We start from the raw sequence: 26,816 nt of genomic DNA, 5'->3' as shown, positions 1-26,816 counted from the left end.
GAACTTCATTGAATTAATGGTGACTATTGACGTAACCAATGGATGGATGACGTTCCCTGTTGTCCGAGTGATGGCACCTGGCTACGCGTTGCTTGATTGGATCCACGGTGGCACCCTCAGCGCCCGTTGCACCAAGGAGCAGGTGATCAAGGAATGAGTGGATACGTACCCAACCCCCCGAAAAACTTCCGATACGACGAAGCCAAACCCGTCGACATCCACGCCAAGCGCTGGGCCGAGTATGAGAAATACGGCAAGGCACCGGCGGCTGCGAAGGAAAAAGTCCGCGTCGCGTTGCGCATTGGCGTTTTTTTCGATGGCACGCTGAACAATGCCAGCAACTCGGCTTCAGGATTATTGTGTGGCGCCCATCATCCGATTCGCCCGGAAGACGTCGATGCGAGCTGCAAGCCGTATATGGCAGATCCGGAGGGGAGTTATGGGAATGATGTGAGTAATGTTTTCAGATTGTATGAGCTGTATCCGGCCACCAAAGACGTGAAGGGGGAAGGTTCGGCCACACTGGCGTTACGAAGCCTGTACGTCGACGGAATCGGTACGGAAAGCGGGAACAAGGACAGCTTTGGTAATGCCGCAACCGGACGCGGTGAAACGGGTGTAGCGAGCAAGGTCCAAAACGCATTTTCTCGGCTGAAAGCCTTGATCAAACAAGTAGTCGATCAAAACCCCGGCAGTGAAATTACCTCACTGACCTTCGATACCTTTGGTTTCAGTCGAGGTGCTGCAGCGGCCAGGCATTTTGCAAATGAGGTCGTGCGCTGCCAGCAGGGGCCACTGGGGGAGGTGTTGCGCAGCAATCCCAATGGCTTCAGCGCCAGCTTTTCAGGTCAGTACAACAGCGAAATTCTGATGGGCTTCATCGGTCTGTTCGATACCGTTCCCTCTGTCGCGGGATTCACCAATCTGGGGAATATCCAGAGTCCAGTCGCTCCTGGAATCAAGCTTTATCTGGATCGTAAATACTTTACCGATGTCGTTCAAATTACCGCCCGTGATGAACGCCGTGCCAATTTTGCGTTGAGCACGGTGATTCCTGCTCATACTGAAATCCCGGTACCAGGGGTGCACTCCGATATTGGCGGTGGTTACCGTGAGGAAGTGGAGGAGTGCGTGCTGGTCAGCCCTATGCAGGCACTTACGGTACCCAATGGCACCGATGTTAAAACTACATCTATCTACCGGGATGCGATGCAGCAAAAGGCAAAAATGGTTGCCGACGGTTGGCCTGAAACGATGCTGGATGTGGTCACTCCAAAGCCAACATTGGCACATGACAAGGAGCAAGGGACGTTAGGACCAAAAGAACTGCGGGTGTATGCAGGAGTGCAACTCAAGCGGACAGTCAGCGGCAAACTATCGTTGGTGTATCTACGCTTGATGTACAAATTGGCTAAAGAGAAGGGCGTTCAGTTTGAAGCCCTTGATGAGAACGATCCCGCATACAGCTTACCCTCTGAGCTTCAGCCAATTTGCGACAAGATACTCGCGGGGAATTACCAACTTGATCCCGGCGAAGATAAATTATTGAAACTCAAATACATTCATGCTTCTGCCAATTGGAGCAATCCTATTGGCGCAAGCCGCGAGCGCGGCGTGACTGTTCGTTACACCAACGCCCCCACTGACGATGGCGTTCGGGTGCGACATCCTCATGTGTCTGACTCTAACTGGAGAACGTTTTAATGCGCTCGATCCTAATTTTACTGGGCGCGTTTTTAGTAGCGGGATGTCAGGCAGCCGACCCGCTATCTGGCGAAAACGACCCAAAAGATCAGTGGTGGAGCCTCAGCTTCGTTGAGCCTGCTTACATGAAGGTTTGGGTGGAAAGCTCTGCGGTGGAAGACATCAACGGCAAGTTGTTTAATCGCACCGGTGGAGGCACAGCGGGTAGCCATGACTCCGAAGACGGTACCGAAGCAGCTCGTGGCTGGAGTAGATATATCAGCAGCGGTATCCGTGGCGTAGTCGGAGCAGATCTACCGAAACGAATCTTTGTTCGATGGCAGTCGGTTGTCGAGTCGAAGACCTATCGTACCTGGGTCGATATACCCGAAGAAGCGCGGCAGATCATGCACGCTTCTGTAAATGAGCGCTGTCCGGCAACGCCCAACGAGCCTGCCAACTACATAACCATGGTTTATCTCGGACTTGCCCCCGGCGGCGTCGTCCAGGTGTGGGTGACTGACAAATGCTTGAAGTCAGTCAAGGTTGCTCGCGCTCAAGCAGAAATAGAACCCTTGGGGCCACACCTCGGAAAATCAGGTGGCAACTATTACCCGTTGTCCGACGAGTCCAAACGCTATATCGAAAAATACGGCATCCCCTACGGCAGCTGGTAAAACATCCCCGCACAAAAAAACGGGCGCCTATCAAGGCGCCCGTTTTCATTCCGGCATGACGCAATCAAGCCTCACTGATCTGACTGACACTCGTCACCTGCGCATTCCAGATCATCTCGTAATGCGCCGCCTGAATAACCGATAAAACCGGCTTCGGCGTCATCAACGCCCAGCAATGACTGCCGTGCATTCGCACCGAGTTATAACGAAGCCCGGGACAACCCGCGTCTTTGACCAACTGACCCAAACGCCGGGAATGGGTGTAATCGTCCGCATCATAAACAGGATCGGTCATCGCAATGGACGTCGCATCTTTCATCCCGCCCTCCACAAAAGAGCAGGACAACCCCCGGAAAACAAACCGCTCATAGTTCAGGCTCGGCACGTTCGACCAATACAGACTCTGGTGATGCTTCACTTCGGCCAACGCCGTTTCCATGGTGTCCGCCAGATACAGCACCCCAAAACGGCCATCGCTGAATCGCGAACCTGCCGGGTTGACGTGGGTGAACGGCGCTGTCGCGTAAGAGCAGCCCGGAATACCGAACGGGATTTCACTGCGGCGAATCAGCTCAACGCGACCCACTTCATTTTTCAACCTGGGGTTGGTGAGTTCCTGTATCTGATACAGCACCTCGAACTCGTCCGCGTCGGCAACGTCATCAAACAACGCCACCGGTGGGAACCTGGAATTGACCAGTCGATAGGCCTGCAATGACTCACCGGCAAGTTCTGCCAGTTCGCTCAGCCTCACCATTGCGCACCACGCAGCACGTCGATGCGGCGGAAGGTTTCATACAACGAAATCATATCGCCCTGAGCCATGATTTCGAGCGGCGAGCGACCGTTGAAGAATTCGTTATCGTTGGCCATCGACGGGAAGCCGTAGACGTTCTCCGGGTTGTCGAACACCAGGCGCAGTGCGGCGTGGATGTTGAGCACGAAGCTGATGCGCTGCATCTGGTCCGCGTCCAGCGCCACGGCCCAATCGGGATCGAGCTGCCGTGCGCGGGTGTAGGTGCTGCGGGATATGCGCAGGATACGGCAGGCCTGATCGCTCGACGCCCCCCATTTTTCGAGGATGCCGACAGCGGCACGCAGGCCCGTCACACACTGGCGCTTGCTAAAGGCTTGTTGCTGGAGGGCAACGGCCATGTCCAATACCTCCTTTTGAATCCATAGATTCAAAGCTAGGTAATAAGCGTCTATAGAGCAAGTTCATCGCGACCAGTGGAGGCTGCTATCGTTATAAGCCTTCCGACCGTACGAATGAGAGGAGGCGCAGCATGGACCGATTTACCGGCGGTTGCCTGTGCGGCAACGTCCGAATTGAAGCGTCGGGACGCCCCTACCGGGTCGGCCTGTGCCACTGCCTCGACTGCCGCAAGCATCATGGCGCGCTGTTTCACGCTTCCGCGATATTCCCCGAGGACGCGGTAATGATCACTGGCGAAACACGCGACTACGCCGGGCGGTTTTTCTGTCCGCGCTGCGGCTCTTCGGTTTTCGCCCGCTCCGACGACGAAATCGAAGTGAACCTGGGATCCCTGGATGCTCCTGACCAACTGACGCCCACTTACGAAAGCTGGATCACCCGTCGCGAGTCCTGGTTGCCGCCGTTTCCGCTCACGAGGCGGTACGAGCGCGACCGTGAAGGTACGGGGCGTTTTGAGGAGTAGGGCGCACGAAGGGTGCGAGGGCATCACGCCAATGTCAGGATCGCTTCGCCAACAAGCCCGCGTTCGCCCGGTGTCACGACGTCAGCGATTGAAGCTTCTTCAGAATCTCGGCGCTCGGATCTGCGTTCCTGGCTGCGCTGGATTGTTCGCTGTCCGATCCGTCCGTCACGACACCCACGAGGATTTCAGCCAGATTGTGAAAGTGACCGGTCTTCTTCTCGGCGGGGTCCGTGCCACCGCTCTGATTCAATGCCGCTTCCAGCGACAAGTGCTGGGACAGCCACTCAGGGGTGGCTTTTTCTTCAGGGCTCATGTTGTCCATAAAAGCCAGCGCCGCTGTGGCTCGACCGAAAGGGTCATTGATGAACGGGTCTTTCCAGTTTTTTTCTGATCCGCCGGACCGCTGTAATAACCGGTGGCGAGCCGGGCTTGCTGGCGTACATCGCTCTGTCGATTTCGCAGCGTCTCGTTCGACTAGGGGGCAGGGAATGAATCGGAAGGTCGCTGTGATCGCCGGCGTTCCCTGCACAAGAACGTTCACGAAGACCAATCGGGAGAAGACCATGCGCACACTCACCGTTGCCGCGTTCATCAGTCTGGATGGCGTCATGCAAGCGCCTGGCGGGCCCGAAGAGGATCTCAGCGGCGAATTCCGTTTCGGTGGCTGGATCGTGCCCTACGCCGACGAAGCCACCGGCCAGGCCATAACGGATCTGTTCTCACAGCCGTTCGAGTTGCTGCTGGGGCGTCGCACCTACGACATCTTCGCGGCGTATTGGCCGCGCATCCATAACCACGCAATCGCAGACCCATTCAATCGCGTGCCCAAGCACGTGGCCACACATCGAGCCGATACGCTTGAGTGGCACAACAGTCATGCGCTGAAGGGAAACATTGTCGACGCGATTCGCGCGCTCAAGCAGCAGGACGGCGCCCGGCTGTTGACGCAGGGCAGCGGCGATCTGGTGCGCCAACTGCTGGCAGCCGGGTTGGTGGACGAGCTTCGGCTGATGATTTTTCCCATCGTGCTGGGGCGCGGCAAGCGCCTGTTCGACGACAGCGCACTCGCGTCGGCCTTCACGTTGGCACACTCGACCACCACGCCGGGCGGTGTGCTGATCACCCGCTACGTACGCAGCGGCGACGTGCAAACAGGAACCTTCGAAGACGTTGAGTAGCGAGCGTCAGTATTGCGCCACTTGCCTGACTGACTGCTTGGCTAGAATGAAGTGTCAGCCCACTGTTGGAGAACCGAAATGACCAGCAAAAACACCATTTGTCTCTGGTACGACGGCGACGCACTGGACGCCGCGACGTTCTACGCCAAGACGTTCCCGGACAGCGCGGTGGGCACTGTCCTTCGCGCGCCCGGCGACTATCCGGCGGGCAAGCAGGGCGATGTCCTGACCGTCGAATTCACGGTGATGGGCATCCCGTGTCTCGGGCTGAACGGCGGGTCGGGGGTCAAGCACAACGAGGCCTTCTCGTTCCAGGTGGCGACCGACGACCAGGCCGAAACGGACCGCTTGTGGAATGCGATTGTCGGAAACGGCGGCCAGGAAAACGTCTGCGGCTGGTGCCAGGATAAATGGGGGCTGTCGTGGCAGATCACCCCGCGTGTCCTCACGGCGGCGATCAACAATCCCGATCGAGCGACGGCCAAGCGCGCATTCGACGCGATGATGGAGATGGGGAAGATCGATGTTGCGGCGATTGAAGCGGCGCTTGGGCGTTAGGCCACCGTAAAATTTTTACGCTTTCTTTACGCTAGGTGTTTCTACTCGCAACGATACTGGCCGCGATTTTAGATCGTCCATGCGCCTGGCTTTATCAATGGCCCTGGAAAACCGTATTGCCCAGGGATGGTATGCATATCCTCCCCGCAATTTGAGAGAAGCGACCCTTGAGTGAAACAGCGACCGATGCACACGAAGACTCCCACTCCAAAACGTCAGGAGTGGGCTTGCTCGTCGCCGCTGTCGGCGTGGTATACGGGGACATCGGCACCAGTCCCCTTTATACACTGAAAGAAGTTTTTTCCGGCCACTACGGAGTTCCGGTAAATCACGACGGAGTGCTGGGCATTCTGTCGTTGATTTTTTGGTCACTGATATGGGTGGTCTCGATCAAGTACGTGCTGTTCATCCTGCGAGCCAACAACCAGGGCGAAGGCGGCATCATGGCGTTGACGGCGTTAGCCCGCCGCGCGGCAGCACCTTATCCGTACCTGAGCAAGGTACTGGTACTGCTCGGCCTGTTCGGTGCGGCACTTTTTTACGGGGACAGCATGATCACCCCGGCTATTTCGGTGCTCTCAGCGGTTGAAGGACTTCAGCTGGCATTTGACGGAATCGAACACTGGGTTGTGCCCTTGTCAGTGATCGTGCTGGTGGCGCTGTTTTTGATACAGAAACATGGCACGGCTCGCATCGGCATCCTGTTTGGCCCGGTCATGGTGCTGTGGTTTGTGGTGTTGGGTGCACTTGGGATCTACGGCATTTTGCAGCGTCCGGAAGTGCTGCAAGCGCTCAATCCTGTTTGGGCAGTGCGGTTCTTCGTGGTTCATCCGGGAATGGGTGTGGCGATTCTGGGTGCTGTCGTGTTGGCATTGACCGGCGCTGAAGCACTGTATGCCGACATGGGCCACTTTGGCCGCAAACCGATCTCTCGTGCCTGGTTTATTCTCGTGCTGCCCGGCCTGGTGCTCAATTACTTTGGCCAGGGCGCCTTGATCCTGGGAGACCCGGAGACTGTGCGCAACCCGTTCTATTTGCTGGCGCCAGATTGGGCACTGTTGCCGATGGTCGCACTCTCCACACTGGCCACCATCATCGCGTCTCAAGCAGTGATCTCCGGTGCTTTCTCCCTGACTCGCCAGGCTATTCAGCTGGGTTATGTCCCTCGCATGTTTATCCAGCACACCTCCAGTCAGGAGCAGGGACAGATTTACATCGGCACGGTCAACTGGGCATTGATGGTCGGCGTTGTGCTGCTGGTCATCGGTTTCGAGTCGTCCAGTGCTTTGGCGGCTGCCTATGGAGTCGCGGTGACGGGCACCATGTTGATCACCACCATCTTGTCCTCGGCAGTCGTCCTGCTCCTATGGAAAACGCCACGTTGGTTGGCCATCCCAATGCTGTTTGGATTTTTGCTGGTAGACGGCCTGTATTTCGCGGCCAATGCGCCGAAGATTTTTCAGGGCGGTGCGTTCCCGGTGATTGCCGGCATTGGCTTGTTCATTTTGATGACGACCTGGAAGCGGGGCAGGAAGATAGTTGTTGAGCGGTTGGATGAAACCGCGCTTCCCCTGCCACTGTTCATCGGTAGCATCCGTACGCAGCCTCCCTATCGGGTGAAAGGTACGGCGGTTTTTCTTACGGCCAGGGCAGATGCTGTTCCTCATGCACTGCTGCACAACCTGCTGCATAACCAGGTTTTGCATGAGCAAGTGGTGTTGCTCACCGTGGTGTCTGAAGACAGTCCGCGTGTGGCTGCTGACCGGCGGTTTGAGGTTGAAGCTTATGGCGAAGGGTTCTTCCGGGTCAGTCTGCACTTTGGCTTTATCGAAGAGCCAGATGTTCCCTTGGCGTTGAGTCTCTGTCATCTGAGCGTGCTGGATTTCAGCCCGATGCGCACAACCTATTTTCTTAGCCGTGAAACGGTCATACCGACCAAACGCATCGGTATGGCCCGCTGGCGAGAAAGTCTGTTCGCGTTTTTGCTCAAGAACGCCAATAGCAACTTGAAATACTTCAAGTTGCCGCTGAATCGGGTGATAGAGCTGGGCACGCAGGTCGAGATGTAGCGATAACAAGGCCGCTTGCTCCTGTGCTCATATGCTCAAGGAATAAAACGATACCCAACACCGGTTTCGGTGATGAGGTGTCGCGGCTGGGAAGGGTCTGCTTCGACTTTTTTACGCAGGCCTCCCATGAATACTCGAAGGTAAGGCGTATCGGTGGTGTGCGATGGGCCCCACACAGCCTTGAGCAGTTGCTGATGCGTCAGGACGCGGGTCGGGTGTGAGCAAAGATGGACCAGCAGACGATACTCCAGCGGTGTCAAATGCAGTGGGGCGCCGGAGCGTTCCACGACACGCCTTTCCATATCAATCCGGACGTCGCCAAAAGCCAGGACCGCATGGTTCTCGGTATCTTTTACGTGTCTGCGTAGCATTGCGCGGACGCGAGCCAGCAGTTCTCCGGTGCCAAACGGCTTCACCAGATAGTCATCGGCGCCCGTGTCCAGTGCGAGGATTTTGTCCGACTCCGCACCACGGGCAGACAACACAATGATCGGCACCTCTGACCAACTCCGTACGTCCCGGATAAGGTCAACACCGTCGCCGTCGGGCAGTCCGAGGTCGAGCACGATCAGGTCCGGATGGCGTGTCCCTGCATCGATAAGGCCTCGGTGAAAGGTATCGGCTTCAAGCACTTCCAAGCCTTCAGCTTGCAGGGCCATTCGCACGAAACGTCGTATTTCCTTTTCGTCTTCAATGATCAGGACGTGCAGCACCGATTCGGTCATGGTTGCTCCTCGCCTGTTTGCTCAGCAAAGGGTTTGATGACTGGCGGCTCCTCACTGGGCAGACGTAACGTGAAGCGCGCACCACCCTCTGGGCGTGTAGCCCCCAAAATGGTTCCTCCGTGAGCCTGTGCGATGGCTCGACAGATGGCCAGGCCCAGCCCGACGCCGGGTATCGAGCTTTCCTTCTTGCCACGCATGAATTTGCTGAAGATTTCCTCTTCGTGACCGTGCGGTAACCCTGGTCCTTCGTCGGCGACCCACAATTCGAAGCTGTCAGGCGTGGCCCTGGCGCCCAGGCCGATGGTGGTACCTTGCGGTGTGTACTTGACGGCGTTCTCGATCAGGTTGATGAGGACGCGTTCGATCAGTACCGCGTCGATTTGTACGGGAGGTAAATCATCGTCCAGAGCGACCTGAACCGAACGTCCGCCCAGAATCGGCTGGATGGCTCGCAGGGCGCTGCCCACCACCTCTTCGATGGGTTGCCACTGCCGATTCAACACCACTTTTCCGGATTCCAGGCGCGCCATGTCCAGCAGGTTGTTGACCAGCGTATTCATGCGCAACGCCGATTCACCCACCGCCGTGGCGATCTCGGCGGCTTCGCCGGTCAGGGGTGGCTTGGTCAGCTTAAGCGCTTCGGCAAGCCCTACCAAAACGGATAATGGTGTTCGCAGGTCGTGGGAGATGGCCGAGAGCAGCGAGTTACGCAAGCGTTCGGACTCCATCTGCACTGTCGTGTCCTGGGCAATGTGGATGTAGTGAATCCGTTCGAGCGAGATGGCCAGCAATGACGCACAGGTGTCGAGCAGGCGTCGCTGTTCCGGCACCACCAGCCGGCTCGTGTCTCGCGGTTGCACGGCCAGTACACCGCGCACCCGCATAGGGGCTGACAACGGCAGATAAAGCGTTGAACTTGAGGGCAGGGTATCGGTGCCATAGCCGGCCGGCTCGGTTTTATCGAAGGACCACTGGGCAATGGCAACATCCACTTGCGGTGCATCCCCAGTGATCAGCGGAGCTTGCAGTTTATTGTTGTCGTCAGCGACCAGCAGCGCTGACCTTGCACCAAACTCGGCGGAGAGAAAGTGTGCACTGATGTCGGCGACTTGCTCGGCCATCAGTGCGGCCGACAACAGGCGCGACATATCGTACAGCGCCCGCATGCGGTCTTCGCGCCGTTGCGCCACACGTGCCTGGTAGGTCAGGCCGGCGGTCATTTGTCCGATTACCAGTGCGACCACGAGCATGACGCTGAAAGTCACCAGGTACTGGGCATCGGTGAAGGCAAACGAAAAGCGCGGCGACACAAAAAAGAAGTCGAACGCACCCACTGCCAAAAAGGCCGCCAGAATCGCCGGGCCGCGTCCAAAGCGAACGGCGACGGCGACGACGGCCAGCAGGAATATCATGACGATATTGGCCTGTTCCAGCACGTGAGCCAGGGGCATGACCAGCAAGGTCGTCACCGTACAGAGGGCTACGCTCCAGATATAGGACCGCCACATCACCGGAGTCTCGGTCTTCGTGGCGCTGGGTTCGGTTTGTGTACGCTGGTCGGTTGGAAGAGAGACTTGAATGACGTCCAGGTCAGCGCCCTGAGCACCAATTCGATCCGCGAGTACCCGCCGCCAGAAACGATGACGAGGGTGTTCGTCGCGCCCCAGCACGACTTTGGAGAGATTGTGCTGCCGTGCGTACTTAACCAGCGTTTCGGCGATATCCTGACCGGCCAGGGTCGAGATCTGCGCCCCCATGTCCTGGGCCAGCTTCAGGGTCGCCAGAACGCGACGGCGCTTCGTCTCGGGCAGACGCTGCAAGGCGGGGGTCTCGACATACACGGCATGCCAGGGCACGTTGAGCTGAGCAGCCAGACGAGCTGTCGAGCGTACGGTTTTTTCCCCTTTTTCATGCGGGCCGATGCAGGCGAGCAGCGAGTCGCGGGTGCCCCAGACTGGTTTGACTGCACTGCTGATTCGGTATTGCAGCATCTCGCTGTCGACACGGTCGGCGGTACGACGCAGTGCCAGTTCGCGCAAGGCGATCAGGTTGCCTTTGCGGAAGAAGTTCTGCACCGCGCGTTCGGCCTGATGGGCCAGATAGACTTTGCCTTCCTTGAGGCGTTGCAGCAGATCGTCAGGCGGCAAGTCGACAATGACCACTTCATCCGCCGTGTCGAACACATGATCGGGTACGGTCTCCCAAACCCGGATGCCGGTGATGCCCCCGACGATGTCATTGAGGCTCTCAAGGTGTTGAACGTTCATGGTGGACCAGACGTCGATACCGGCGCTGAGCAGCTCTTCTACGTCCTGCCAGCGTTTTGGATGGCGGGAACCGATGATGTTGGAGTGGGCCAGCTCGTCGATCAGGATCAGCTCGGGTTTGCGCAACAGCGCGGCGTCCAGATCGAATTCGGTCAGCGTACGGTTCTTGTCGCTGCGATGCTGATATGCGGATCAAGACCGCTAGCCGAACTGTAGACCAGGTCGGCGGGCACCGTGGCGGTGTTCCCGGGATCGGCTGCACGCAAGGCATCGATGCGGCCCTTGATCGCGTCCGCCAGTGCCGGGTTCAGAGGCCCCAGGTTTGACCCCGATGATGCGGCCGCGTTGTAGGGCATGGGGCCGGTTGCAGACGGGCGACTCCAGAAATGCCCGGGATCGCTGAAGCCCTGACCGATCAACGAAGAACCCACCGTTTTACCATCCTTTTCGATCAGGCTGCCTGCGGCCTGAGAGGGGAACACCAGCCCGGCGATCCCGGTCGTGACCAGTGGATAAGCCAGACCCGTGAGCAACGAAAGTGCAATCAGCAGGGTCAACGCCGGACGCAGCAGAGAAGCCATGACAGTGCTCCCTCAAGTCAGACCGACGGCGAACAGCGCCATGTCGATCACTTTGATGCCAATGAATGGAACGATCACGCCACCCAGCCCATAGATCAGCAGGTTGCGGCGCAACAGCAGTGCCGCACCGACCGGGCGATACTTGACGCCTTTGAGCGCCAGTGGGATCAGGAAGATGATGATCAACGCGTTGAAGATTACCGCTGACAACACCGCCGAGTTCGGGCTGGTGAGGCCCATGATGTTGAGTGCCGCGAGCTGCGGGTAAGTGGTGACAAAGGCCGCCGGCACGATGGCGAAATATTTGGCGATGTCGTTGGCAATCGAGAAGGTGGTCAGCGACCCACGGGTCATCAGCATCTGTTTGCCGGTTTCCACTACCTCGATCAACTTCGTCGGGTTGCTGTCCAGGTCAACCATGTTGCCGGCTTCCTTGGCGGCTTGAGTCCCCGAGTTCATGGCCACGGCGACATCCGCTTGAGCCAATGCCGGAGCGTCGTTGGTGCCGTCGCCAGTCATCGCAACCAGCCGGCCCTCGGCCTGATAGCTGCGGATCAGTTCGAGCTTTTGTTCGGGAGTCGCTTCGGCGAGAAAGTCATCAACACCGGCTTCAGCGGCGATGGCCGCAGCGGTGACCCGGTTGTCACCCGTCACCATCACTGTCTTGATCCCCATGCGCCGCAGTTCGACGAAGCGCTCCTTGATTCCACCCTTGACGATGTCCTTGAGTTCGATCACGCCCAGCACCTTCACCCCATCGGCAACCACCAGCGGGGTACTGCCTCGGCGCGCCACTTCCTCAATGCTGGTTTGCACGGACTCGGGAAAGCTGCCGCCCAGACCCTGGACATGCTTGAGGATCGCCTCGCCAGCCCCCTTGCGTATTTGCCGGTCGCCCAGGTTGACTCCGCTCATGCGCGTTTGCGCCGAAAAGTGCACGAAGTGAGCGTCGAGTGCACCGATGTCGCGTTCCCGCAGATTGAAACGCTGCTTGGCCAGTACGACGATACTGCGTCCCTCGGGTGTTTCGTCGGCCAGGGAGGCCAATTGCGCCACATCCGCCAGTTCGGCTTCCTTGATGCCTGGAGCCGGTATAAATGCCGAGGCGTGACGGTTGCCCAGCGTGATCGTCCCGGTTTTGTCGAGCAACAGAACATCGACATCTCCGGCGGCTTCCACGGCTCGGCCTGAGGTGGCAATGACGTTGGCCTCCATCATGCGGCTCATGCCCGCCACACCGACTGCCGACAATAATCCGGCAATGGTGGTGGGAATCAGGCACACCAGCAGTGCGATCAGGACGGTGATCGAAACCGGCACGCCGGCCTTCGCCACTGCGACACCAAACAGCGAGAAGGGCAGCAGGGTCACCGTCACGCCGAGGAACACGATCGTTAGTGCAACCAGCAAAATCGACAGAGCGATTTCATTGGGGGTCTTTTGCCGCTTGGCGTTCTCGACCATCGCAATCATCCGGTCGACGAAGGTTTCGCCGGGATTGGTGGTCACGCGGATGACGATCCAGTCCGACAAAACCCGAGTCCCGCCCGTTACCGCCGAGAAGTCGCCGCCACATTCTCGTATCACCGGGGCCGACTCGCCGGTGATGGCCGACTCATCCACTGAGGCGGCACCTTCGATGACCTCGCCGTCGGCGGGAATCACCGAGTCCACGAGGTCGCCGGCTTCAACCATTACCACATCGCCCTTGCACAGGTCGCTCGATTGAGCCAGTTGCCACTCAGCGCCGTAGTGCGGCTCGAGCAGTTTCTTGGCCCAGGTTTCCTTTTTCAGGTCGCGCAGAGACGCCGCCTGAGCCTTGCTACGGCCTTCGGCCAGAGCCTCGGCAAAGTTGGCGAACAGCACGGTGAACCACAGCCACAAGGCAATCGCGAGAATGAAGCCGGTGCTGGCCTCGCCCTTGCCACTGAGGGCCTGAACCCACAGAGCGGTGGTGATGATGGCGCCGATGTAAACGACGAACATTACCGGGTTACGCCACTGGATCCTGGGGCTGAGTTTGCGCATGGATTCGACCATGGCAGGGCGTATGAGCTTGGGGTCGAACAAGGAGAACGCTTTGCGTGTCATGTTCGTGATCTCACTTGATCATCATGAAGTGTTCAACGATGGGACCCAGCGCGAGCGCCGGTACGTAGTTCAATAAGCCGACCAGCAACACGGTGCCGATCAGCAGCACCACGAACAGCATCCCGTGGGTGGGCATCGTGCCTCCGGTGACCGCCAGACGTTTCTTCGCAGCCAGGCTGCCGGCGACCGCGAGCACCGGCACGATGACGCCGAACCGGCCGAACCAGGTCATGAGGGCCAGCATCGTGTTGTAGAACGGTGTGTTGGCCGACAGGCCGGCGAATGCACTGCCGTTGTTGTTGGCCGCCGAGGTGAAGGCGTAGAGAATTTCCGAAAAGCCATGGACACCGGGATTGGCGATCCCCAGCCTGCCGGCCTCTGCCATGACGGCGATGGCTGTACCAAACAGCACCAGCAATGGCGTCACCAGAATCGCGATGGCGACCATCTTCATCTCGTAGGCTTCGATTTTCTTGCCCAGATACTCAGGAATACGGCCGATCATCAGGCCGGCGATGAACACCGCGAGGATGGCGAACACCAACATGCCGTAAAGGCCTGAGCCGGTGCCGCCGAACACCACCTCGCCCAGTTGCATCAGCACCAACGGCACCGCGCCGCCCAGTGGGGTGAATGAGTCATGCATCCCATTGACTGCACCGCAGGAAGCCGCCGTGGTCACGGCCGCGAACAGGCTGGATGCACTGATGCCGAAGCGCACCTCCTTGCCTTCCATGTTGCCCGCCGCCGTATCGATGCCCAGCGCTGAAAATTGCGGGTTACCGATTTGTTCGTAATGGGTGACAGCCACCACCGCGATCAAGAAGATGATCGTCATCGTCGCCAGCAGCGCCCAGCCTTGGCGTATGTCGCCGACGATGTGGCCGAAGACGAAACACAGCGCCGTTGGAATCAGGAAAATCGCGATCAACTGCAGGAAGTTGGTAATGGCGGTGGGGTTCTCGTAGGGGTGGGCCGAGTTGGCGTTGAAGAAACCGCCGCCGTTCGTGCCCAGCATCTTGATGGCCTCTTGTGAGGCAACCGGCCCCATCGCAATCGTCTGCTTGTCGCTGCTGATGCTTTTCAATGCGGGATTGCCTTGCGCATCAAGGGTCGGCTGACCGGCGTCATTGAGTGCCGGAACCTGGTACCGCATGACCTCCATCGTCGTGACTTCCTTGTAGGGGTCAAGATTCTGGATCACGCCTTGGCTCACGAAGAACAACGCGAAAATCAGCGACAGCGGTAACAGCACCCACAAGGTGATGCGGGTGAGATCGGTCCAGGCGTTGCCGATGCTGTCCGCGCTGTGGCGCGCAAACCCGCGGATCAGGGCAACCGCCACCACGATGCCGGTGGCGGCGGACAAGAAGTTCTGCACGGTCAGCGCGAGCATTTGGGTCAGGTAGCTCATCGTTGCTTCACCGCTGTAGCCTTGCCAGTTGGTATTGGTGACAAAACTGGCGGCGGTATTGAACGACGAATCCGGACTCACGGCGCCCATGGCTTGCGGGTTAAATGGCAGAACCCCTTGCAGCCGCTGCAACGCATAAACGACCAGCAAACCCAGCGCATTGAACACGATCAAGGCGATTGCGTATTGAAGCCAACTCATCTGCGTTTCAGGTTTGACCCCGGCAAGGCGATACAGCGGCGACTCAATGTGCGAACCGAAGGTAAACCGGCCTTCCATCACGGTGGTCAGCCAACGGCTAAGGGGCCAGGCCAGAATGCCGAGCGCCAGAAGAAAAGCCCCAAGCAGGACCCAGGCTTGAATAGTCACAGGAAGTCCTCCGGAAACAGCAGCGCGCAGACGAGATAAATCAGTAACCCGGCTGCTACGAGGCTGCCGAATAGATAGAAGCCCGTCATGACCGCCTCCTGTTAAGCGCCGCACAGCCGCGCGCCAGTCCCACCAGGCTGATAAAAAACAGCGCTCCGAGTACTAAAAAGATGAAGTCCATGGCATTCCCTCCAGCAATGAAGGAAGCCTAGTTTGACGTCTAGTAAATTGTTAAAAGGATTGGGGGTGAAAGGATAAAAATCTTATAAAGATCCATAAGTTGCGGTGAACTCGGAGCCAGTGGTACTGGTGTTTGTGTTGGATGTTTTTCCAGCATCTGTTTTTTTCTCCATTTCTCCATTTCTCCATTTCTCCATTTATCCATTCAGAGTGAGTCTCTGCTTGTTTTTATCGAGTGTTTGGAGGTTGAACAGTGTTTACCCCCGAATCTGCTCGATGAACAGAACGACCGCGATGACGATCATGGCCGCGCCGGAGAAACGGCTGACAAAACGCGCCGCAGCTGGACGTGCTTGCAGTACGACCTGCGAGCCAAATCCCGCCAGCAAATAGATAACGCCACAACTGACCGTGTGGATGAGCCCCAGTGCAATCATTTGCATCGGCACAGGCCAGGCCGCCGTAGCGTCGGTGAATTGAGGTAGCAGCGCCAGGAACAGCAGGAACACTTTCGGATTCAGCCCGCTCACGCAGAGGCCCTTGATCGCCCAACGTTTCCAGGAGCCTGACGCCTGAATGTCATCAGCATGGGGCGTAGCGGGGCGGGCAAGCATGTTGATGCCCAGCCAAAGCAGATAGCCCGCCCCGGCAACGGTCATCACCGACAAGGCAACGGGGTGGTTGGCCACCAGCGTGCCGACACCACCGGCGACGATCACGGTGGCTATCAAGTGGCCGGACAATAGCCCGCCCACGGCGGGTATGACGACTCGGCCCTTCAGGCCCGCTGAAATCGCGTAAGCCCAATCTGCGCCGGGCGTAATGACGAACAAAATCGACACTGCCTAGAAGGCAGCAAAAACACTCAAGGTCATGGCGCTGTCCACTCCCGTTGATGACACATCGCTTTGGTGCATCGTCCTGCTCCGACAAATAATGGGTGCAAGGAAGAATAATGAAATGTTGTTAGAGTTTATTTTCAAAGATGGTCATAACGTCGTTACAGAGTGGGAGATTATTCTAAATGGATAGGATTGATCGAAAGATTCTTTCAGAGCTGCAAAAGGACGGTCGCCTGTCGGTCACCGAGCTCGCCGAGCGCGTGGGGGCTGAGCCTTTCCCCTTGCCATCGACGGGTACGGGCTCTGGAAGAGTCGGGTGTGTTACTCGGCTACAGAGCACAACTGGACCCGGGCGCATTGGGCCTTAATTTTTCCGCCATGGTGTTTGTCACGCTGCGCGAGGGAAACCGGCAAGCTGTCGAGGCTTTCGAGACGGCGCTCGTTGACATCCCGCAGGTGGTCGATGCCCAGAGGCTGTTCGGCGAGCCGGACTACCTGCTGCACGTCATCACTCAGGATCTGCCGGGCTCTACGACGAGAGCCTTTCGACGTTGCCCAATGTGCAGCGGCTGACTTCAACGCTGGTGATGAAGGGGGTGTGCAGGATCGGCCGCTGCCTTTGTGATGCGAGAGGCAGCATCTTTTCAACTGAGTTGGCCATGCTCAACCACTCAATGAAGGTGTTTCTGCGCTCGTAGTTATAGACGGCGCCCAATTAAGTCTCGGCAACCCGCCATAGGGTGTAGTATCAATATCTGTCCATCAGATATCAGTTAGCCATGCCCGCGCTAAGCGAAGAGAGCCGCCAGATCGTAGCTTCTCTGGCGCACCGTGTTGGCCCCGACGCTGACACTGCAAGGATCGCCCAGGCGATTGTTTCAACCTTGCAGGATATGGACGTCGCCCTCACGCCCATCATTGGCCAGCAAGGGGTTGCCGCGCTTTATCGCCGCAGCCTTCATCTGTGCGCCTCCCAACATCCGCGCCTGGCCGGCAGCTGTGACAGTGTGCAGGCCTCCCAGGACCCGACGACCCTCAAATCCGTACTCGTTGAGCAAAGCGAAGCCGATGCGTGGTTTTTCGGTGAGGCATTGCTGATAACTTATTACGAGTTGCTGACCACGCTGATCGGGCCCTCGCTCACCGCACGTTTGCTTCGTGGCGTGTGGGAACCTTCTTTGAGCGACACCCCTTCGCAGGAAAATTCGCCATGAGCACCAAAGTGACTATCAACCGTCTGGCCACCGGCGTGCCAGGACTGGACGAGGTGCTGGGCGGAGGTTTGCCGGAGTTTTCGTTCAACCTGATCGCCGGTCCGCCAGGCTGCGGCAAGACGACCCTGGCACACCAGATGATGTTCGCCCTCGCGACGCCCGAGCGTCCGGCGCTGTTCTTTACCGTGCTCGGCGAACCGCCGCTGAAGATGCTGCGTTATCAGCAGCAATTCGACTTTTTCGACAGCGAAGCGATCAACCGGTCGATCCGCTACATCAACCTGGCTGCCGACACCCTGGCCGGGAATCTGGACGAGGTGCTGCGGCGCATCGTCAGCGAGGTGGAGGCGCACTCTCCGGCGCTGGTGTTCGTCGACTCGTTCCGTTCCGTGGTGCTGGCCAGCCAGACCCAGGACAACCCGAACAACAACCTGCCGCAATTCGTTCAGCACCTGGGCATGTTGATGACCACCTGGCAGGCGACGACCTTCCTGATTGGCGAATATTTCACTGAAACCGACACCAACCCGATTTTCACTGTGGCCGATGGCCTGATCTGGCTGCGTCAAAGCGTTCAGCGCAACTCTATGGTGCGCAAGATGGAAATCATGAAGATGCGCGGCCAGCCGACACTGCCCGGGCTGCACACCTTCCGCATCGCCACCTCAGGCATCAAGGTATTTGCGCCAGCAGCACTCAACCCGGTTGAAGCATCGTTGGAGTTCCCGATCAAGCGCCTGAAAATGGGCGTGCCACAGCTCGACGAGATGCTCGGTGGAGGCTTGCCCCGTGGTTATTCCTTGCTGGTGGCCGGGCCGTCGGGCTCGGGCAAAAGCATTCTGGCCTCGACCTTCCTCGCCGAAGGTGCGCGCAACGGTGAAACCGGCGTGATCGCGGTGTTCGAGCAACGACCCAATCATTCCCAGAACGCTACCCTCGCGCGCCTGATCCAGAGCGGGCAGGTCGGCCTGGTGGACAGCCGCGCTCCTGACCTGTCCATCGACGAGATCGTGCAGTTGCTGTTGAGTGAGATCGCCCGGCTGAAAGCCAGCCGCGTGGTGATCGACTCTTTGTCTGGTTTCGAACTGGCGCTGGCACCGACCTTCCGTGAAGACTTTCGCGAGTCGTTGTCGCGCATGGTCACTGCCCTTACCAGCGTCGGCGTCAGTGTACTGCTAACCTCGGAACTGGAAGACCGTTACACCGACCTGCGCTTCAGCCCTTACGGCACGGCATTTCTCACAGACGCGATCATCGTCCAGCGCTACATCGAAGTGCAGAGTCGTTTGCTGCGCATCATGGCCGTGGTCAAGGTCCGGGCCAGTGCTCACTCCGATGAACTGCGGCTGTATCGCATCGACGAAAGTGGCTTGCAGATCGGCGACATGTTACCGGATCAGGAAGGACTGCTCGGCGGCCGGCCTACGCGTCAGCGCCCAGGTAAAGACGACGGATGAGCAAACATCATGGATAAGGCCAATGGCAAGAACGAGCAAACGGTGGCCAATGCCGCTCGCGAACTGTTCCTGCTGGGTCAGAAAACTGTCGAGGCGCGCGCGGTGTTGGCGGCGTTGAACAAGGAACTGAACGACGCCAATACCCAGCTCGCCGACAGCTTGCAAGTCGAGCAACTGATCGAGGCCAATCAGAAATTGGTCCTGGCGATTCTGTTGGCCCAGTCGGATGCGGAGAAGCCCCAGCGATCGGTCAAGGAACAACAGCGTTTCCTGGAAATGCGCGAAGCCAACGAACAATTGGTGCTGGCCGTCCTCAGTGCGCAACACTTGCAAGCCTCGGCCGAACACAGCCTGGCACAGCAACGAAACATCCTCACCCTGGTGGCCCACGAACTGCGCAACCCGTTGACGCCGATCAGCATGATCGCCGGTCGACTGGTGCGGGTGCCGAGTGAAGAGTTGCCGCGTATGCAGGCACTGATCGAAGGCCAGGTACAGCACATGTCACGCCTGGTGGATGACTTGCTCGACGTCTCCCGCGCCAGCACCGGCAAGCTGCGCCTCGATTGCAGCATCGTCGACATGGTGCAAATCATCCAGGAGGCCATCGTTGTGTGCAGTCCGGTGATGATCGCTCAGCACCTGCACTTCACGACTGAATTGCCTGAAGGTGCGCTGGCGGTGAACGGCGACCCCGCACGACTCACGCAGATTCTCGGCAACCTGCTGGGCAACGCGGCCAAGTACACGCCGGCTGGCGGGGCGGTCATGCTTTCGGTTACCGCAGAAGGCGATCTTCTGCAAATCAGTGTCAGCGATAACGGCATCGGTATTTCCGCCAACGCGCTGCCGTTTATCTTCGAACCCTTTGTGCAAGATGTTCATGCCGTCGGTTTCAACGGCGCAGGCCTTGGCATCGGTCTGACCGTGGTGCGGGAGTTGGTCGAAGCCCACGGCGGCACCGTGACGGGCATGAGCGAGGGTGACGGTAAAGGAAGCGAGTTCGTCGTGACGCTGCCGTTAGAACTGTAGGAGCTGGCTTGCTGGCGATAGCGGTGGGTCAGGCGATTGATTTATTGGCTGGCAGTCCGCCATCGCCCGCAAGCCGGCTCCTACAGGGGGGGCGCGTTATGACAGGCGCGATTCCCGTGCCGCCCTGCTCAAGCGCTCAGCCGTGACACCGATGCGCGAGAACACCAGCCACGCAAACAGCAGCACACTGCAGCCAATCAGGATGGAGGCGACAGCAATCAATGGTTCGACTGACGGGAAGCCCTTGAGGCGCAGCGTCAGTGCGCCGAGCATCACCGGGACGCCCACGTTGTACGTCCAGAACTGGGCTGCCGCAACGCGCCCTTCGGTGATTGACGGGTGCGCGGTGCCGATGATGCCGAACAGGGCCATCGACACCCATCCCAACAGATTGACATGGGCATGTACCGCGAACAGCGAGTGGTCGCCGGAAGCGCCCATCGCCACGCCCAGCATCACGCCAATGGCAAAGTAGAGTGCAGCGAGCCGAAACCAGGTCCGCGAACGGGGGTTGTGATTCATGGCATACACCTCATGCGCCCTGGGGCGCGTTCAGTTGCTGAAACATAATGGGCGACCCTTGTAGGTTGGTTGCCGTGTGTCTATTATGAGACCAAGTCTCATGACAAGACAGAGTCTCATATATTCCATGTCGATCCCCAAGTCAAGCCCGTCGAACCCCGACGGCGATCCCCAAGGCCGCGCCAACCAGAAGCTGCGAACGCGCCAGGCGTTGATCGATGCCGCCATCGCCTTGCGCGACGAGGGCCATCACCCGACGGTTGCGCAAGTGGCCGAACGCGCGATGGTCTCCCGTGCCACGGCATATCGCTACTTTCCCTCGACCGAGGCGTTGATCAGCGAGATGGCGGCCGATCGCGAAATGAAACCGCTGGAAAGCTTCTGGCGGCCGGGAGACGATCCGGTAAAGGGCATTGGCCTGGCCGCGAACGCGTTGAACAGACTCTTGATCGACGACGAGATCGGCCTGCACGTGATGGAACGTTCGTTCATGTCGGTGTGGCTGGAAAGTGAGACCCGCGAGCCCCTGCGGCCGGGCCGGCGCATGAGCTACATCGAGCCGATCGTCGACTCGTTGAAGGACGTGCTCTCACCCCGGGCGCGCAAACGCCTGAAGCAGGCGCTGTCGATCGTCATCGGCACCGAGGCGTTGATCGCCGTGCGCGATATCAGTGGCGCGAGCGTTGAAGAATCACTCGACACCGCCGCCTGGGCGGCGAAGGCGCTGGTTCGTCAGGCGTTGGCGGAGGAGGAACAGGCGCGGCAGAAGCGAAGGTGAGTCCGGGCGCCATCGCTTACCCTCGGCGGACAGGCTCGGCGATCAATAGCAACGACTGCGGCACAGGACTTTGCGGGTGCTGCGGCTCTTGCAGGCCGGCCAGCCGAAAACCGGCCATGTCCAAAGCATTGAGCCAGCTGGACAAGGTGCGGAAATACCAGGGCATGGGTTGCCACTGCCCCTCGAACCCGGCAAAGGTCTCTGTGCGCCAGCCATCCTGATAATCACCCGCCGCTGCGGTCCACGGATGCAGTGTCTGGACCACCAGCGCACCGTCAGGGGCGAGCAGGGTGTTCATGGCGGCAAGCAGAGGGATGATGTCCTGGTGCAGCAAAGCGAAGTTGGCGCAGATCAGGTTGTAGTCACGACCGATAGCGACTTTCGCCTCCACCAACGCTTCATAACTCGCCAAATGCACCTCAGAAGTTCCCGCCGCCTGGGCCGCTTCGACCAGCGTCGCATTGCCATCCACGCCGACCGCCTCGATGGAACGTTCAGTCAGCGCACGCAACAGCCAGCCCTCACCGCAGCCCAGGTCAAGCACGCGCTCGGGCTGACGGCCCAGCACCGCCAGCAGGATCGCCTGATCCGTGACCGTGTGGCGGCTTTCTATGGTGCCGGCGCGGATGGCTTCGATCCAGGATCGGGCGTTAAGGTGCCAGCTTTGGAGAAGGGTGGATTCGGGGGCGGGCATAGCGGCGACCGGCGTTGTGGGTTGGATAAAGGATAGGACAAATGTTGATGGGCGAATGGGGTTGGGCATGCAGTAGCGGTTGGGGGCCTGATGCTGAAGCGTCAGCGACATATATCATCTGCCAATCTCCTGGCCTGCTGAGTAGAAGCCTCGCGCGCGCCACGATCAACGTCTTCCTCCAGGATGGTTTTCTCCACAATCACCGAATGCACATCGGTCACGCCGATGAATTGCAGCCATGCTTCCACATAGGGCTTCTGGAAGTCGAAGCGCTCCGCCGGCGTGATCGAATGCGCCGAAAAGTCCAGGCCACGGGCGTACGCCACCATGGCGATTTTGTTGTGCAGCATGCCTTCCAGACCGCGCTCCGGGTCAAAGCTGAACAGGATGTCCTAGCGATAAACGCTTCGGTAGCGTTTCGGCCAGGGCTTCCTCATCGAGCGCTTCAAGGTACTCACGCACGGCGCGGGTGCTCAGGGACGGATCGCTCCAGTTGACCTGTTCATCACCCGGTACGCCGCGCTGGCGACAGGCATCCGCTTTGATGATGCTGGCGTCCACGGCAAAGCCTTCGCCTTTGACCAGGCCTGCGTCCATGCAGCGACGCAGTACTTCATTGAACAACCAGCGAAACAGATCACTGTCCCGAAAACGGCCGTGTCGATTTTTGGAAAACGTCGAGTGGTTGGGGACTTCATCGTCAAGGCTCAACCGGCAGAACCAGCGATAGACCAGGTTCAAATGGGCCTCTTCGCACAACCGCCGCTCTGAGCGAATGCCGTAGCAATAGCCCACGATCAGCATGCGAATCATCAGTTCAGGATCAATCGATGGACGCCCAATCGGGCTATAAAAATCGGCGAGGTAATGGCGCAGGTCGCTCAGATCGAGACACCGATCAATGCTGCGCAGAAGGTGATTGGCTGGGAATTCAGGATAACTCTTCTCTGGGAAGCCTCCGCCACCAATCTGATGCATTCCTCGTCCCGCTCGCCTTTTTTGCGATAGTGAACGTGATCGCACCATGTAAGGATGCGTGCCGCCACCTTCGACACCCGCCTGCGATAGCAGCGTATCCCACTGTATGCGCACGCAATGGTTTTGAAAGGCTTCGAGGGCATCTGCCGCCTGCGCGGTTGAGTTCACTGACAGCTAGCCACTTGGTAGCCGATCGACGAGGAAATCCACTAAAGTCTTCACCCTTCGGATCGGCGTGCCAACGGTAGTGACCTAAAGAAGCGACTAAATTTTGTGATGGATCTCCAGCATCCTGAACGTCACTTTTCCGCCCTCGGTGGGATAGCCGGTGTTGTCCTGCACATACGCACCCGCTTTGAAATACAGTGGTTTGGTCTTCCAGCTCGGGTCGATGGTGGTTCTCCAGTTGTATCCTGCTGCGCTGATGCCCAGCGCGCCCTTCGGGCTGAGGTGGATCTGGTAGGAAAAGTTGCGGTTGAGCGGCACACCCGTCGCAATGGTAATGACCTGGCCTTCTTCATCGTCGGGACGCATGCGCACCTTGGCGACAATGTTTCCCGTCGAAGTCGACGTTTTGTACTGGTATTCCAGCTTCACCATGGGGCTGTTGCTGTCCTTGTTGTGAATCTGGCCAATCACGATCTTGCCGGTGCTCGGAACCTGATTGACGGCCAGACTCGCCCGCAGGGTGTTATCCGCCGCTGAATACTGCCAGTTGCGCAGCGTTCCATCGCTATAGGTTTCCCGCAACTCGCTACGCGGGTAAATAGCGTTGGCCGTCCTGGAACCGGTCACAGGTGCCCAGAAGGAAAGGGTAGCGGCTTCAGAACTGAAATACTGGTCCTTGAACCCTTGCGCCAGTCGAGGCGTTTCTATGGTGGCCGGTGGACTGCCTTCAGGGATGCTTAAATTCCAGGTGGCGAGGTCGATCATGTCAAGAATCCTGTATGCGGAGAATGTTGCGGCCACAGTTGCGCTCGAACCTGCGCTATTGAGCTGTGTCAGTTGGGTCTGCTGATTAGGAAATTCGTATGGTGGTAGATTGACGTCAAATGTTCGTCGATGGAGTTATTGCAGGCTTTGTGCCCACGGGGGTAACCGTTAGTCGGCTATTTGGGAGTTGACGGAACTATTGCGGGTTGGCTTAGCAGCGGCAGCGAAGGGACCTAAGCCATCAGCGGTGGACCGGTCGGCCAGGACGAGTGCATGCACTGGACGAAGAACACGCGCAGAATCTGGTTCTGAATAACCGGCGCGCCGCGCCATAAAGACAGGAGACCGCTCATGAGCGACCGAAGCAATTTTGCGCTGTTGAGCTTTGATCCGGCGTTTGCGTCGTTGCGCGATGGCCTTTCGGTCGCTCGGCAGATTGACGACACACTCTGGGTGGCGAACGACGAAACCACGAGCCTGGAACGCCTGAAAATCCAGGATGCTACGCCCGGCGGCGTCGTAAGGTGCGACGAGCACCAATCATTTCCACTCCTGGACTATCTGGATCTGCCCCTACCGAAACAAGACGCCGAGATCGATATCGAGGGCTTGGCCTATGTCCATGACAGTGGTTACCTCTGGGTGGTGGGCTCCCATAGCCTGAAGCGCAAGAAGGCCGAGGCCGGCACTTCTGCACAGAAGAATATCAAGCGCCTGTCGACGATAGAGGCGGACGGCAATCGCTTTCTGCTGGCCCGCATCCCTGTGGTGCAGCAGAACGACAGCTATGTACTCGCCAGGAAAGTGGATGCCGATGGACGTACGGCGGCGCAGTTGCAGGGCAACGAAGTCGGTAACGACCTGACCGCGGCGATTGCTGAAGATCCTCAGCTACGCGACTTCCTGCGTATCCCGGGTAAGGACAACGGCTTCGATATCGAAGGGTTGGTGGTGATCGGATCGCGCCTTCTGCTGGGGCTGCGTGGACCGGTTCTACGCGGCTGGGCCGTGTTGTTGGAGATCGAACCCGAGCTGAATGACGCCTCGTCTGACACGCTGGTGCTGAAGAAGATCGGTCCGGATGGGCGCCGCTACCGCAAGCACTTCTTCGCGCTCAATGGCCTGGGCTTGCGTGACCTGTGCATCCGCGGTGACGATCTGCTGATCCTGGCGGGCCCCACCATGGAGCAGGACGGTCCGGTAACGGTCTTCCGCTGGCGCGGCGGTTTCGCGTCCGACGAGGAAAGCGTGGTCTTCACCGATCAATTGGAGAAGGTGCTGGAGGTGCCTTTCGGGCAAGGCAACGATCACGCTGAGGGCATGTGTCTGTTCCAATCGGGCGAGCAGCCTGGGGAGGCTCTGCTGATCGTCTACGACTCTGCGGCGGAGAGTCGTAAACACGGCGATACGGATGTGGAAGGGGACCTGTTCATCCTGGATTAGCCACGCACATCGACGTCAACGCGGCCTGTAGATCAGTTTGCCTGGGCTGCTGGTCGCCACCCTCGGACTTGCCGCACTGGCCCTGCAGTTCGAGTCGGTCTTCATCGCGGTGAAATGGCTCGGCGTTGCCTTTATCCTGTTCATCGCCTGGAACTTATGGTCAAAGAACACCGAACAAATGCAGGCATCTCCAAAGCGCTCAGCAGGCGCGGGCCTTCTCGCCGGAGTCGTGCTGACTCTGAGTAATCCAAAAGCCGTCGTATTTTTCGGCGCGGTGTTGCCCCATGCATTTGATCTGACGGCTCTGTCCTAGCCAGAAGTCATCTTCATTACCGCGCTCGGCATCGGGATCGATCTCACCGTCCAATTGACTTACCTCGTTACCGCGTCGCGAATCAAGCGGGCCATCCAGTCACCGAAGGCAATGAAGCGTCTGAATAGAGCGTCAGCAGGCGTCATGACGGTTTGTGCGGGTTGGGTGGACGTTTGCTGATGGCGGATTTGAGACGCAACCAGTGACTGCTAATGGCCGATTCTGTTGAAAAAGTCGGTTTTCCCAAACTGCCGGAACATTGATCGGTGGAAGCGCCTTGTTAGCACGCTGCTACGTGAAATCTCAGCCCGAAAACCTCTGCGAAGATTCAGGATTTCAATCTCAGACGCGTACTTTTCTGCCATGGAGACCAAGGCCGACTTTTTCAACAGAATCGGCCGATTGCTGGCGGTCACGAAGGGGTGCAACCGACCCAAAACGGTCGGTCAGACCTGGATGCAAACGTTGCGCGTGCACCGGATTCAGTCTGCCAGTTCCTCGAGTGTTTGCGTTTCATCTTTCAGCTGTGTACGGCAGAGATAGTTTTCCAGCAGGATGACGAGCTCTAGAACAAAAACTGGATGTTCAAGCAGGTTTGGCTGATCCGCAGTAACGGTGTGGATGATCGCATGCGCAGCAATGCTCATCAGATAGATCGAAAGATCGGGGTCAGGTACGTTCTTCATGAACGGTTTGAGTACCTCCGAGAACCGCCTGCGAAGCTGGTTATTGTCCTCCGCCATGTGCCTTATCGTGCGCGGCAACTCTTCGTGAATGGCTTTGTGTACCGCCGGCGCAACGCGATGCTCATTGACGATCATCTCTACGATCAGAGTCAGCGCTTTTCGAAGAGAGGGCTGTTGCGGCAAGACCTCTAACGCTTTAAGCAGATCGGCACGCGTTGCCACGGCGTGACGGCGCTGTAACTCAGCAATCACGGCCTCCTTGTTCGAGAAGAACTGGTACAGCGAACCAATATTGACGCCCGCACGCTCTGCAATTGCGTTGGTCGTCAGGCTCTCCCAGCCCCCTTGGTCAAAATGTAAGTCGCCGCTTGAATAATCGCATCGACGGTTGCACGGGAGCGCGCCTGGGCCGGGATTTTCCTGGGGGTGACGGTCGATCGGCTATTGCTCAAA

General features: G+C 58.4%; 25 protein-coding genes and 3 pseudogenes. 13 read left to right on the top strand and 15 right to left on the bottom strand.

Features of this window, described 5'->3' with window-relative positions:
* Nucleotides 1-153: 153 nt before the first annotated feature.
* Together ACA066_RS17940 and ACA066_RS17935 are read left to right on the top strand one after the other, a co-directional pair.
* Nucleotides 154-1,704, top strand: a complete 1,551-nt coding sequence (locus tag ACA066_RS17940) for a T6SS phospholipase effector Tle1-like catalytic domain-containing protein (RefSeq protein ID WP_497696010.1) — start codon at nucleotides 154-156, stop codon at nucleotides 1,702-1,704.
* Entirely contained in the window at nucleotides 1,704-2,360 is a 657-nt protein-coding gene (locus ACA066_RS17935; protein WP_497696009.1) for a DUF2931 family protein, read from the top strand. Before ACA066_RS17940 ends, ACA066_RS17935 begins: the two co-directional genes overlap by 1 nt.
* 64 nt (nucleotides 2,361-2,424) lie before the next feature.
* Here the strand turns inward: ACA066_RS17935 and ACA066_RS17930 are convergent, their stop codons facing one another.
* Together ACA066_RS17930 and ACA066_RS17925 are read right to left on the bottom strand one after the other, a co-directional pair.
* Complete coding sequence (locus ACA066_RS17930; protein ID WP_497696008.1) at nucleotides 2,425-3,117, bottom strand: RES family NAD+ phosphorylase; 693 nt, start codon at nucleotides 3,115-3,117, stop codon at nucleotides 2,425-2,427.
* The gene (locus ACA066_RS17925; RefSeq protein ID WP_017338284.1) at nucleotides 3,111-3,515 is read right to left on the bottom strand and encodes an antitoxin Xre-like helix-turn-helix domain-containing protein; all 405 of its coding nucleotides are present in this window, start codon (nucleotides 3,513-3,515) and stop codon (nucleotides 3,111-3,113) included. The genes ACA066_RS17930 and ACA066_RS17925 overlap by 7 nt, the downstream gene beginning before the upstream one ends.
* A gap of 131 nt (nucleotides 3,516-3,646) precedes the next feature.
* On the opposite strand from ACA066_RS17925, the gene ACA066_RS17920 reads away from it, so the two are divergent.
* The gene (locus tag ACA066_RS17920) at nucleotides 3,647-4,039 is read left to right on the top strand and encodes a GFA family protein (RefSeq protein WP_497696007.1); all 393 of its coding nucleotides are present in this window, start codon (nucleotides 3,647-3,649) and stop codon (nucleotides 4,037-4,039) included.
* A 73-nt stretch (nucleotides 4,040-4,112) separates the two neighbouring features.
* Here the strand turns inward: ACA066_RS17920 and ACA066_RS17915 are convergent, their stop codons facing one another.
* Nucleotides 4,113-4,604 carry a hypothetical protein gene (locus ACA066_RS17915; protein ID WP_497696006.1) on the bottom strand — a complete coding sequence of 164 codons (492 nt, stop codon included), beginning with the start codon at nucleotides 4,602-4,604 and terminating at the stop codon, nucleotides 4,113-4,115.
* Between ACA066_RS17915 and ACA066_RS17910 the strand changes: the two genes are divergently transcribed.
* The 3 genes from ACA066_RS17910 (at nucleotide 4,603) to ACA066_RS17900 (ending at nucleotide 7,844) form a co-directional block, all read left to right on the top strand.
* Nucleotides 4,603-5,217, top strand: coding sequence for a dihydrofolate reductase family protein (locus ACA066_RS17910; RefSeq protein ID WP_497696005.1), 615 nt, complete (start codon nucleotides 4,603-4,605; stop codon nucleotides 5,215-5,217). The two genes, ACA066_RS17915 and ACA066_RS17910, sit on opposite strands and share 2 nt — an antisense overlap.
* A 78-nt stretch (nucleotides 5,218-5,295) precedes the next feature.
* The gene (locus ACA066_RS17905) at nucleotides 5,296-5,775 is read left to right on the top strand and encodes a VOC family protein (RefSeq protein WP_497696004.1); all 480 of its coding nucleotides are present in this window, start codon (nucleotides 5,296-5,298) and stop codon (nucleotides 5,773-5,775) included.
* Between the two features lie 167 nt (nucleotides 5,776-5,942).
* Nucleotides 5,943-7,844, top strand: a complete 1,902-nt coding sequence (locus ACA066_RS17900) for a potassium transporter Kup (RefSeq protein WP_497696003.1) — start codon at nucleotides 5,943-5,945, stop codon at nucleotides 7,842-7,844.
* 35 nt (nucleotides 7,845-7,879) lie between these two features.
* On the opposite strand, the gene ACA066_RS17895 is transcribed toward ACA066_RS17900, so the two are convergent.
* The 6 genes from ACA066_RS17895 to ACA066_RS17870 all read right to left on the bottom strand — a co-directional run bounded on the left by ACA066_RS17895 (nucleotide 7,880) and on the right by ACA066_RS17870 (nucleotide 16,313).
* A complete protein-coding gene (locus ACA066_RS17895) occupies nucleotides 7,880-8,569 on the bottom strand; it encodes a response regulator (protein WP_497696002.1) in 690 nt (229 codons plus the stop codon).
* Complete coding sequence (locus ACA066_RS17890) at nucleotides 8,566-10,962, bottom strand: DUF4118 domain-containing protein (protein WP_497696001.1); 2,397 nt, start codon at nucleotides 10,960-10,962, stop codon at nucleotides 8,566-8,568. Before ACA066_RS17890 ends, ACA066_RS17895 begins: the two co-directional genes overlap by 4 nt.
* Before the next feature lie 26 nt (nucleotides 10,963-10,988).
* On the bottom strand, nucleotides 10,989-11,417 hold the full coding sequence (gene kdpC, locus ACA066_RS17885; RefSeq protein ID WP_497696000.1) for a potassium-transporting ATPase subunit KdpC: 429 nt from the start codon (nucleotides 11,415-11,417) through the stop codon (nucleotides 10,989-10,991).
* 12 nt (nucleotides 11,418-11,429) lie between these two features.
* Nucleotides 11,430-13,508 (bottom strand): potassium-transporting ATPase subunit KdpB, encoded by a 2,079-nt coding sequence (gene kdpB / locus ACA066_RS17880; RefSeq protein ID WP_497695999.1) that lies wholly within the window; start codon nucleotides 13,506-13,508, stop codon nucleotides 11,430-11,432.
* A gap of 10 nt (nucleotides 13,509-13,518) precedes the next feature.
* Complete coding sequence (kdpA, locus tag ACA066_RS17875; protein ID WP_497699911.1) at nucleotides 13,519-15,291, bottom strand: potassium-transporting ATPase subunit KdpA; 1,773 nt, start codon at nucleotides 15,289-15,291, stop codon at nucleotides 13,519-13,521.
* A 437-nt stretch (nucleotides 15,292-15,728) separates the two neighbouring features.
* Nucleotides 15,729-16,313 (bottom strand): LysE family translocator, encoded by a 585-nt coding sequence (locus ACA066_RS17870; RefSeq protein WP_497695998.1) that lies wholly within the window; start codon nucleotides 16,311-16,313, stop codon nucleotides 15,729-15,731.
* A 182-nt stretch (nucleotides 16,314-16,495) separates the two neighbouring features.
* On the opposite strand from ACA066_RS17870, the pseudogene ACA066_RS17865 reads away from it, so the two are divergent.
* From ACA066_RS17865 to ACA066_RS17850, 4 genes and pseudogenes are all read left to right on the top strand, one after another.
* Nucleotides 16,496-16,938: pseudogene (locus ACA066_RS17865) on the top strand (Lrp/AsnC family transcriptional regulator).
* Nucleotides 16,939-17,092: 154 nt separating this feature from the next.
* A complete protein-coding gene (locus ACA066_RS17860; RefSeq protein ID WP_497695997.1) occupies nucleotides 17,093-17,527 on the top strand; it encodes a hypothetical protein in 435 nt (144 codons plus the stop codon).
* On the top strand, nucleotides 17,524-18,984 hold the full coding sequence (locus tag ACA066_RS17855; protein WP_497695996.1) for an ATPase domain-containing protein: 1,461 nt from the start codon (nucleotides 17,524-17,526) through the stop codon (nucleotides 18,982-18,984). The genes ACA066_RS17860 and ACA066_RS17855 overlap by 4 nt, the downstream gene beginning before the upstream one ends.
* Before the next feature lie 9 nt (nucleotides 18,985-18,993).
* Nucleotides 18,994-20,016 (top strand): sensor histidine kinase, encoded by a 1,023-nt coding sequence (locus ACA066_RS17850; protein ID WP_497695995.1) that lies wholly within the window; start codon nucleotides 18,994-18,996, stop codon nucleotides 20,014-20,016.
* Between the two features lie 96 nt (nucleotides 20,017-20,112).
* On the opposite strand, the gene ACA066_RS17845 is transcribed toward ACA066_RS17850, so the two are convergent.
* Nucleotides 20,113-20,538 (bottom strand): hypothetical protein, encoded by a 426-nt coding sequence (locus ACA066_RS17845; RefSeq protein ID WP_497695994.1) that lies wholly within the window; start codon nucleotides 20,536-20,538, stop codon nucleotides 20,113-20,115.
* 127 nt (nucleotides 20,539-20,665) lie between these two features.
* On the opposite strand from ACA066_RS17845, the gene ACA066_RS17840 reads away from it, so the two are divergent.
* Nucleotides 20,666-21,316: a TetR/AcrR family transcriptional regulator gene (locus ACA066_RS17840; RefSeq protein ID WP_497695993.1), complete on the top strand. Its 651-nt coding sequence runs from the start codon at nucleotides 20,666-20,668 to the stop codon at nucleotides 21,314-21,316.
* A gap of 16 nt (nucleotides 21,317-21,332) precedes the next feature.
* On the opposite strand, the gene ACA066_RS17835 is transcribed toward ACA066_RS17840, so the two are convergent.
* From ACA066_RS17835 to ACA066_RS17820, 4 genes and pseudogenes are all read right to left on the bottom strand, one after another.
* Nucleotides 21,333-22,010, bottom strand: coding sequence for a class I SAM-dependent methyltransferase (locus ACA066_RS17835; protein ID WP_497695992.1), 678 nt, complete (start codon nucleotides 22,008-22,010; stop codon nucleotides 21,333-21,335).
* A 101-nt stretch (nucleotides 22,011-22,111) separates the two neighbouring features.
* Nucleotides 22,112-22,402: pseudogene (locus ACA066_RS17830) on the bottom strand (NAD(P)H-dependent oxidoreductase); the annotation flags it as partial.
* Nucleotides 22,395-22,937, bottom strand: a pseudogene (locus ACA066_RS17825) (transposase); the annotation flags it as partial. The pseudogenes ACA066_RS17830 and ACA066_RS17825, both read right to left, overlap by 8 nt.
* Before the next feature lie 315 nt (nucleotides 22,938-23,252).
* Nucleotides 23,253-23,921, bottom strand: a complete 669-nt coding sequence (locus ACA066_RS17820) for a polysaccharide lyase family 7 protein (protein ID WP_497695991.1) — start codon at nucleotides 23,919-23,921, stop codon at nucleotides 23,253-23,255.
* Between the two features lie 351 nt (nucleotides 23,922-24,272).
* Here ACA066_RS17820 and ACA066_RS17815 point away from each other — a divergent pair, with 351 nt between their 5' ends.
* Together ACA066_RS17815 and ACA066_RS17810 are read left to right on the top strand one after the other, a co-directional pair.
* Nucleotides 24,273-25,364: a DUF3616 domain-containing protein gene (locus ACA066_RS17815; protein WP_497695990.1), complete on the top strand. Its 1,092-nt coding sequence runs from the start codon at nucleotides 24,273-24,275 to the stop codon at nucleotides 25,362-25,364.
* 37 nt (nucleotides 25,365-25,401) lie between these two features.
* Nucleotides 25,402-25,677 carry a LysE family transporter gene (locus ACA066_RS17810; RefSeq protein ID WP_497695989.1) on the top strand — a complete coding sequence of 92 codons (276 nt, stop codon included), beginning with the start codon at nucleotides 25,402-25,404 and terminating at the stop codon, nucleotides 25,675-25,677.
* Nucleotides 25,678-26,159: 482 nt separating this feature from the next.
* On the opposite strand, the gene ACA066_RS17805 is transcribed toward ACA066_RS17810, so the two are convergent.
* Nucleotides 26,160-26,678, bottom strand: a complete 519-nt coding sequence (locus ACA066_RS17805; RefSeq protein WP_497699910.1) for a TetR/AcrR family transcriptional regulator — start codon at nucleotides 26,676-26,678, stop codon at nucleotides 26,160-26,162.
* Between the last annotated feature and the right edge of the window lie 138 nt (nucleotides 26,679-26,816).

This window comes from Pseudomonas sp. LBUM1651 (assembly GCF_059716135.1).
This window is presented reverse-complemented; position numbering and strand designations above follow the sequence as displayed.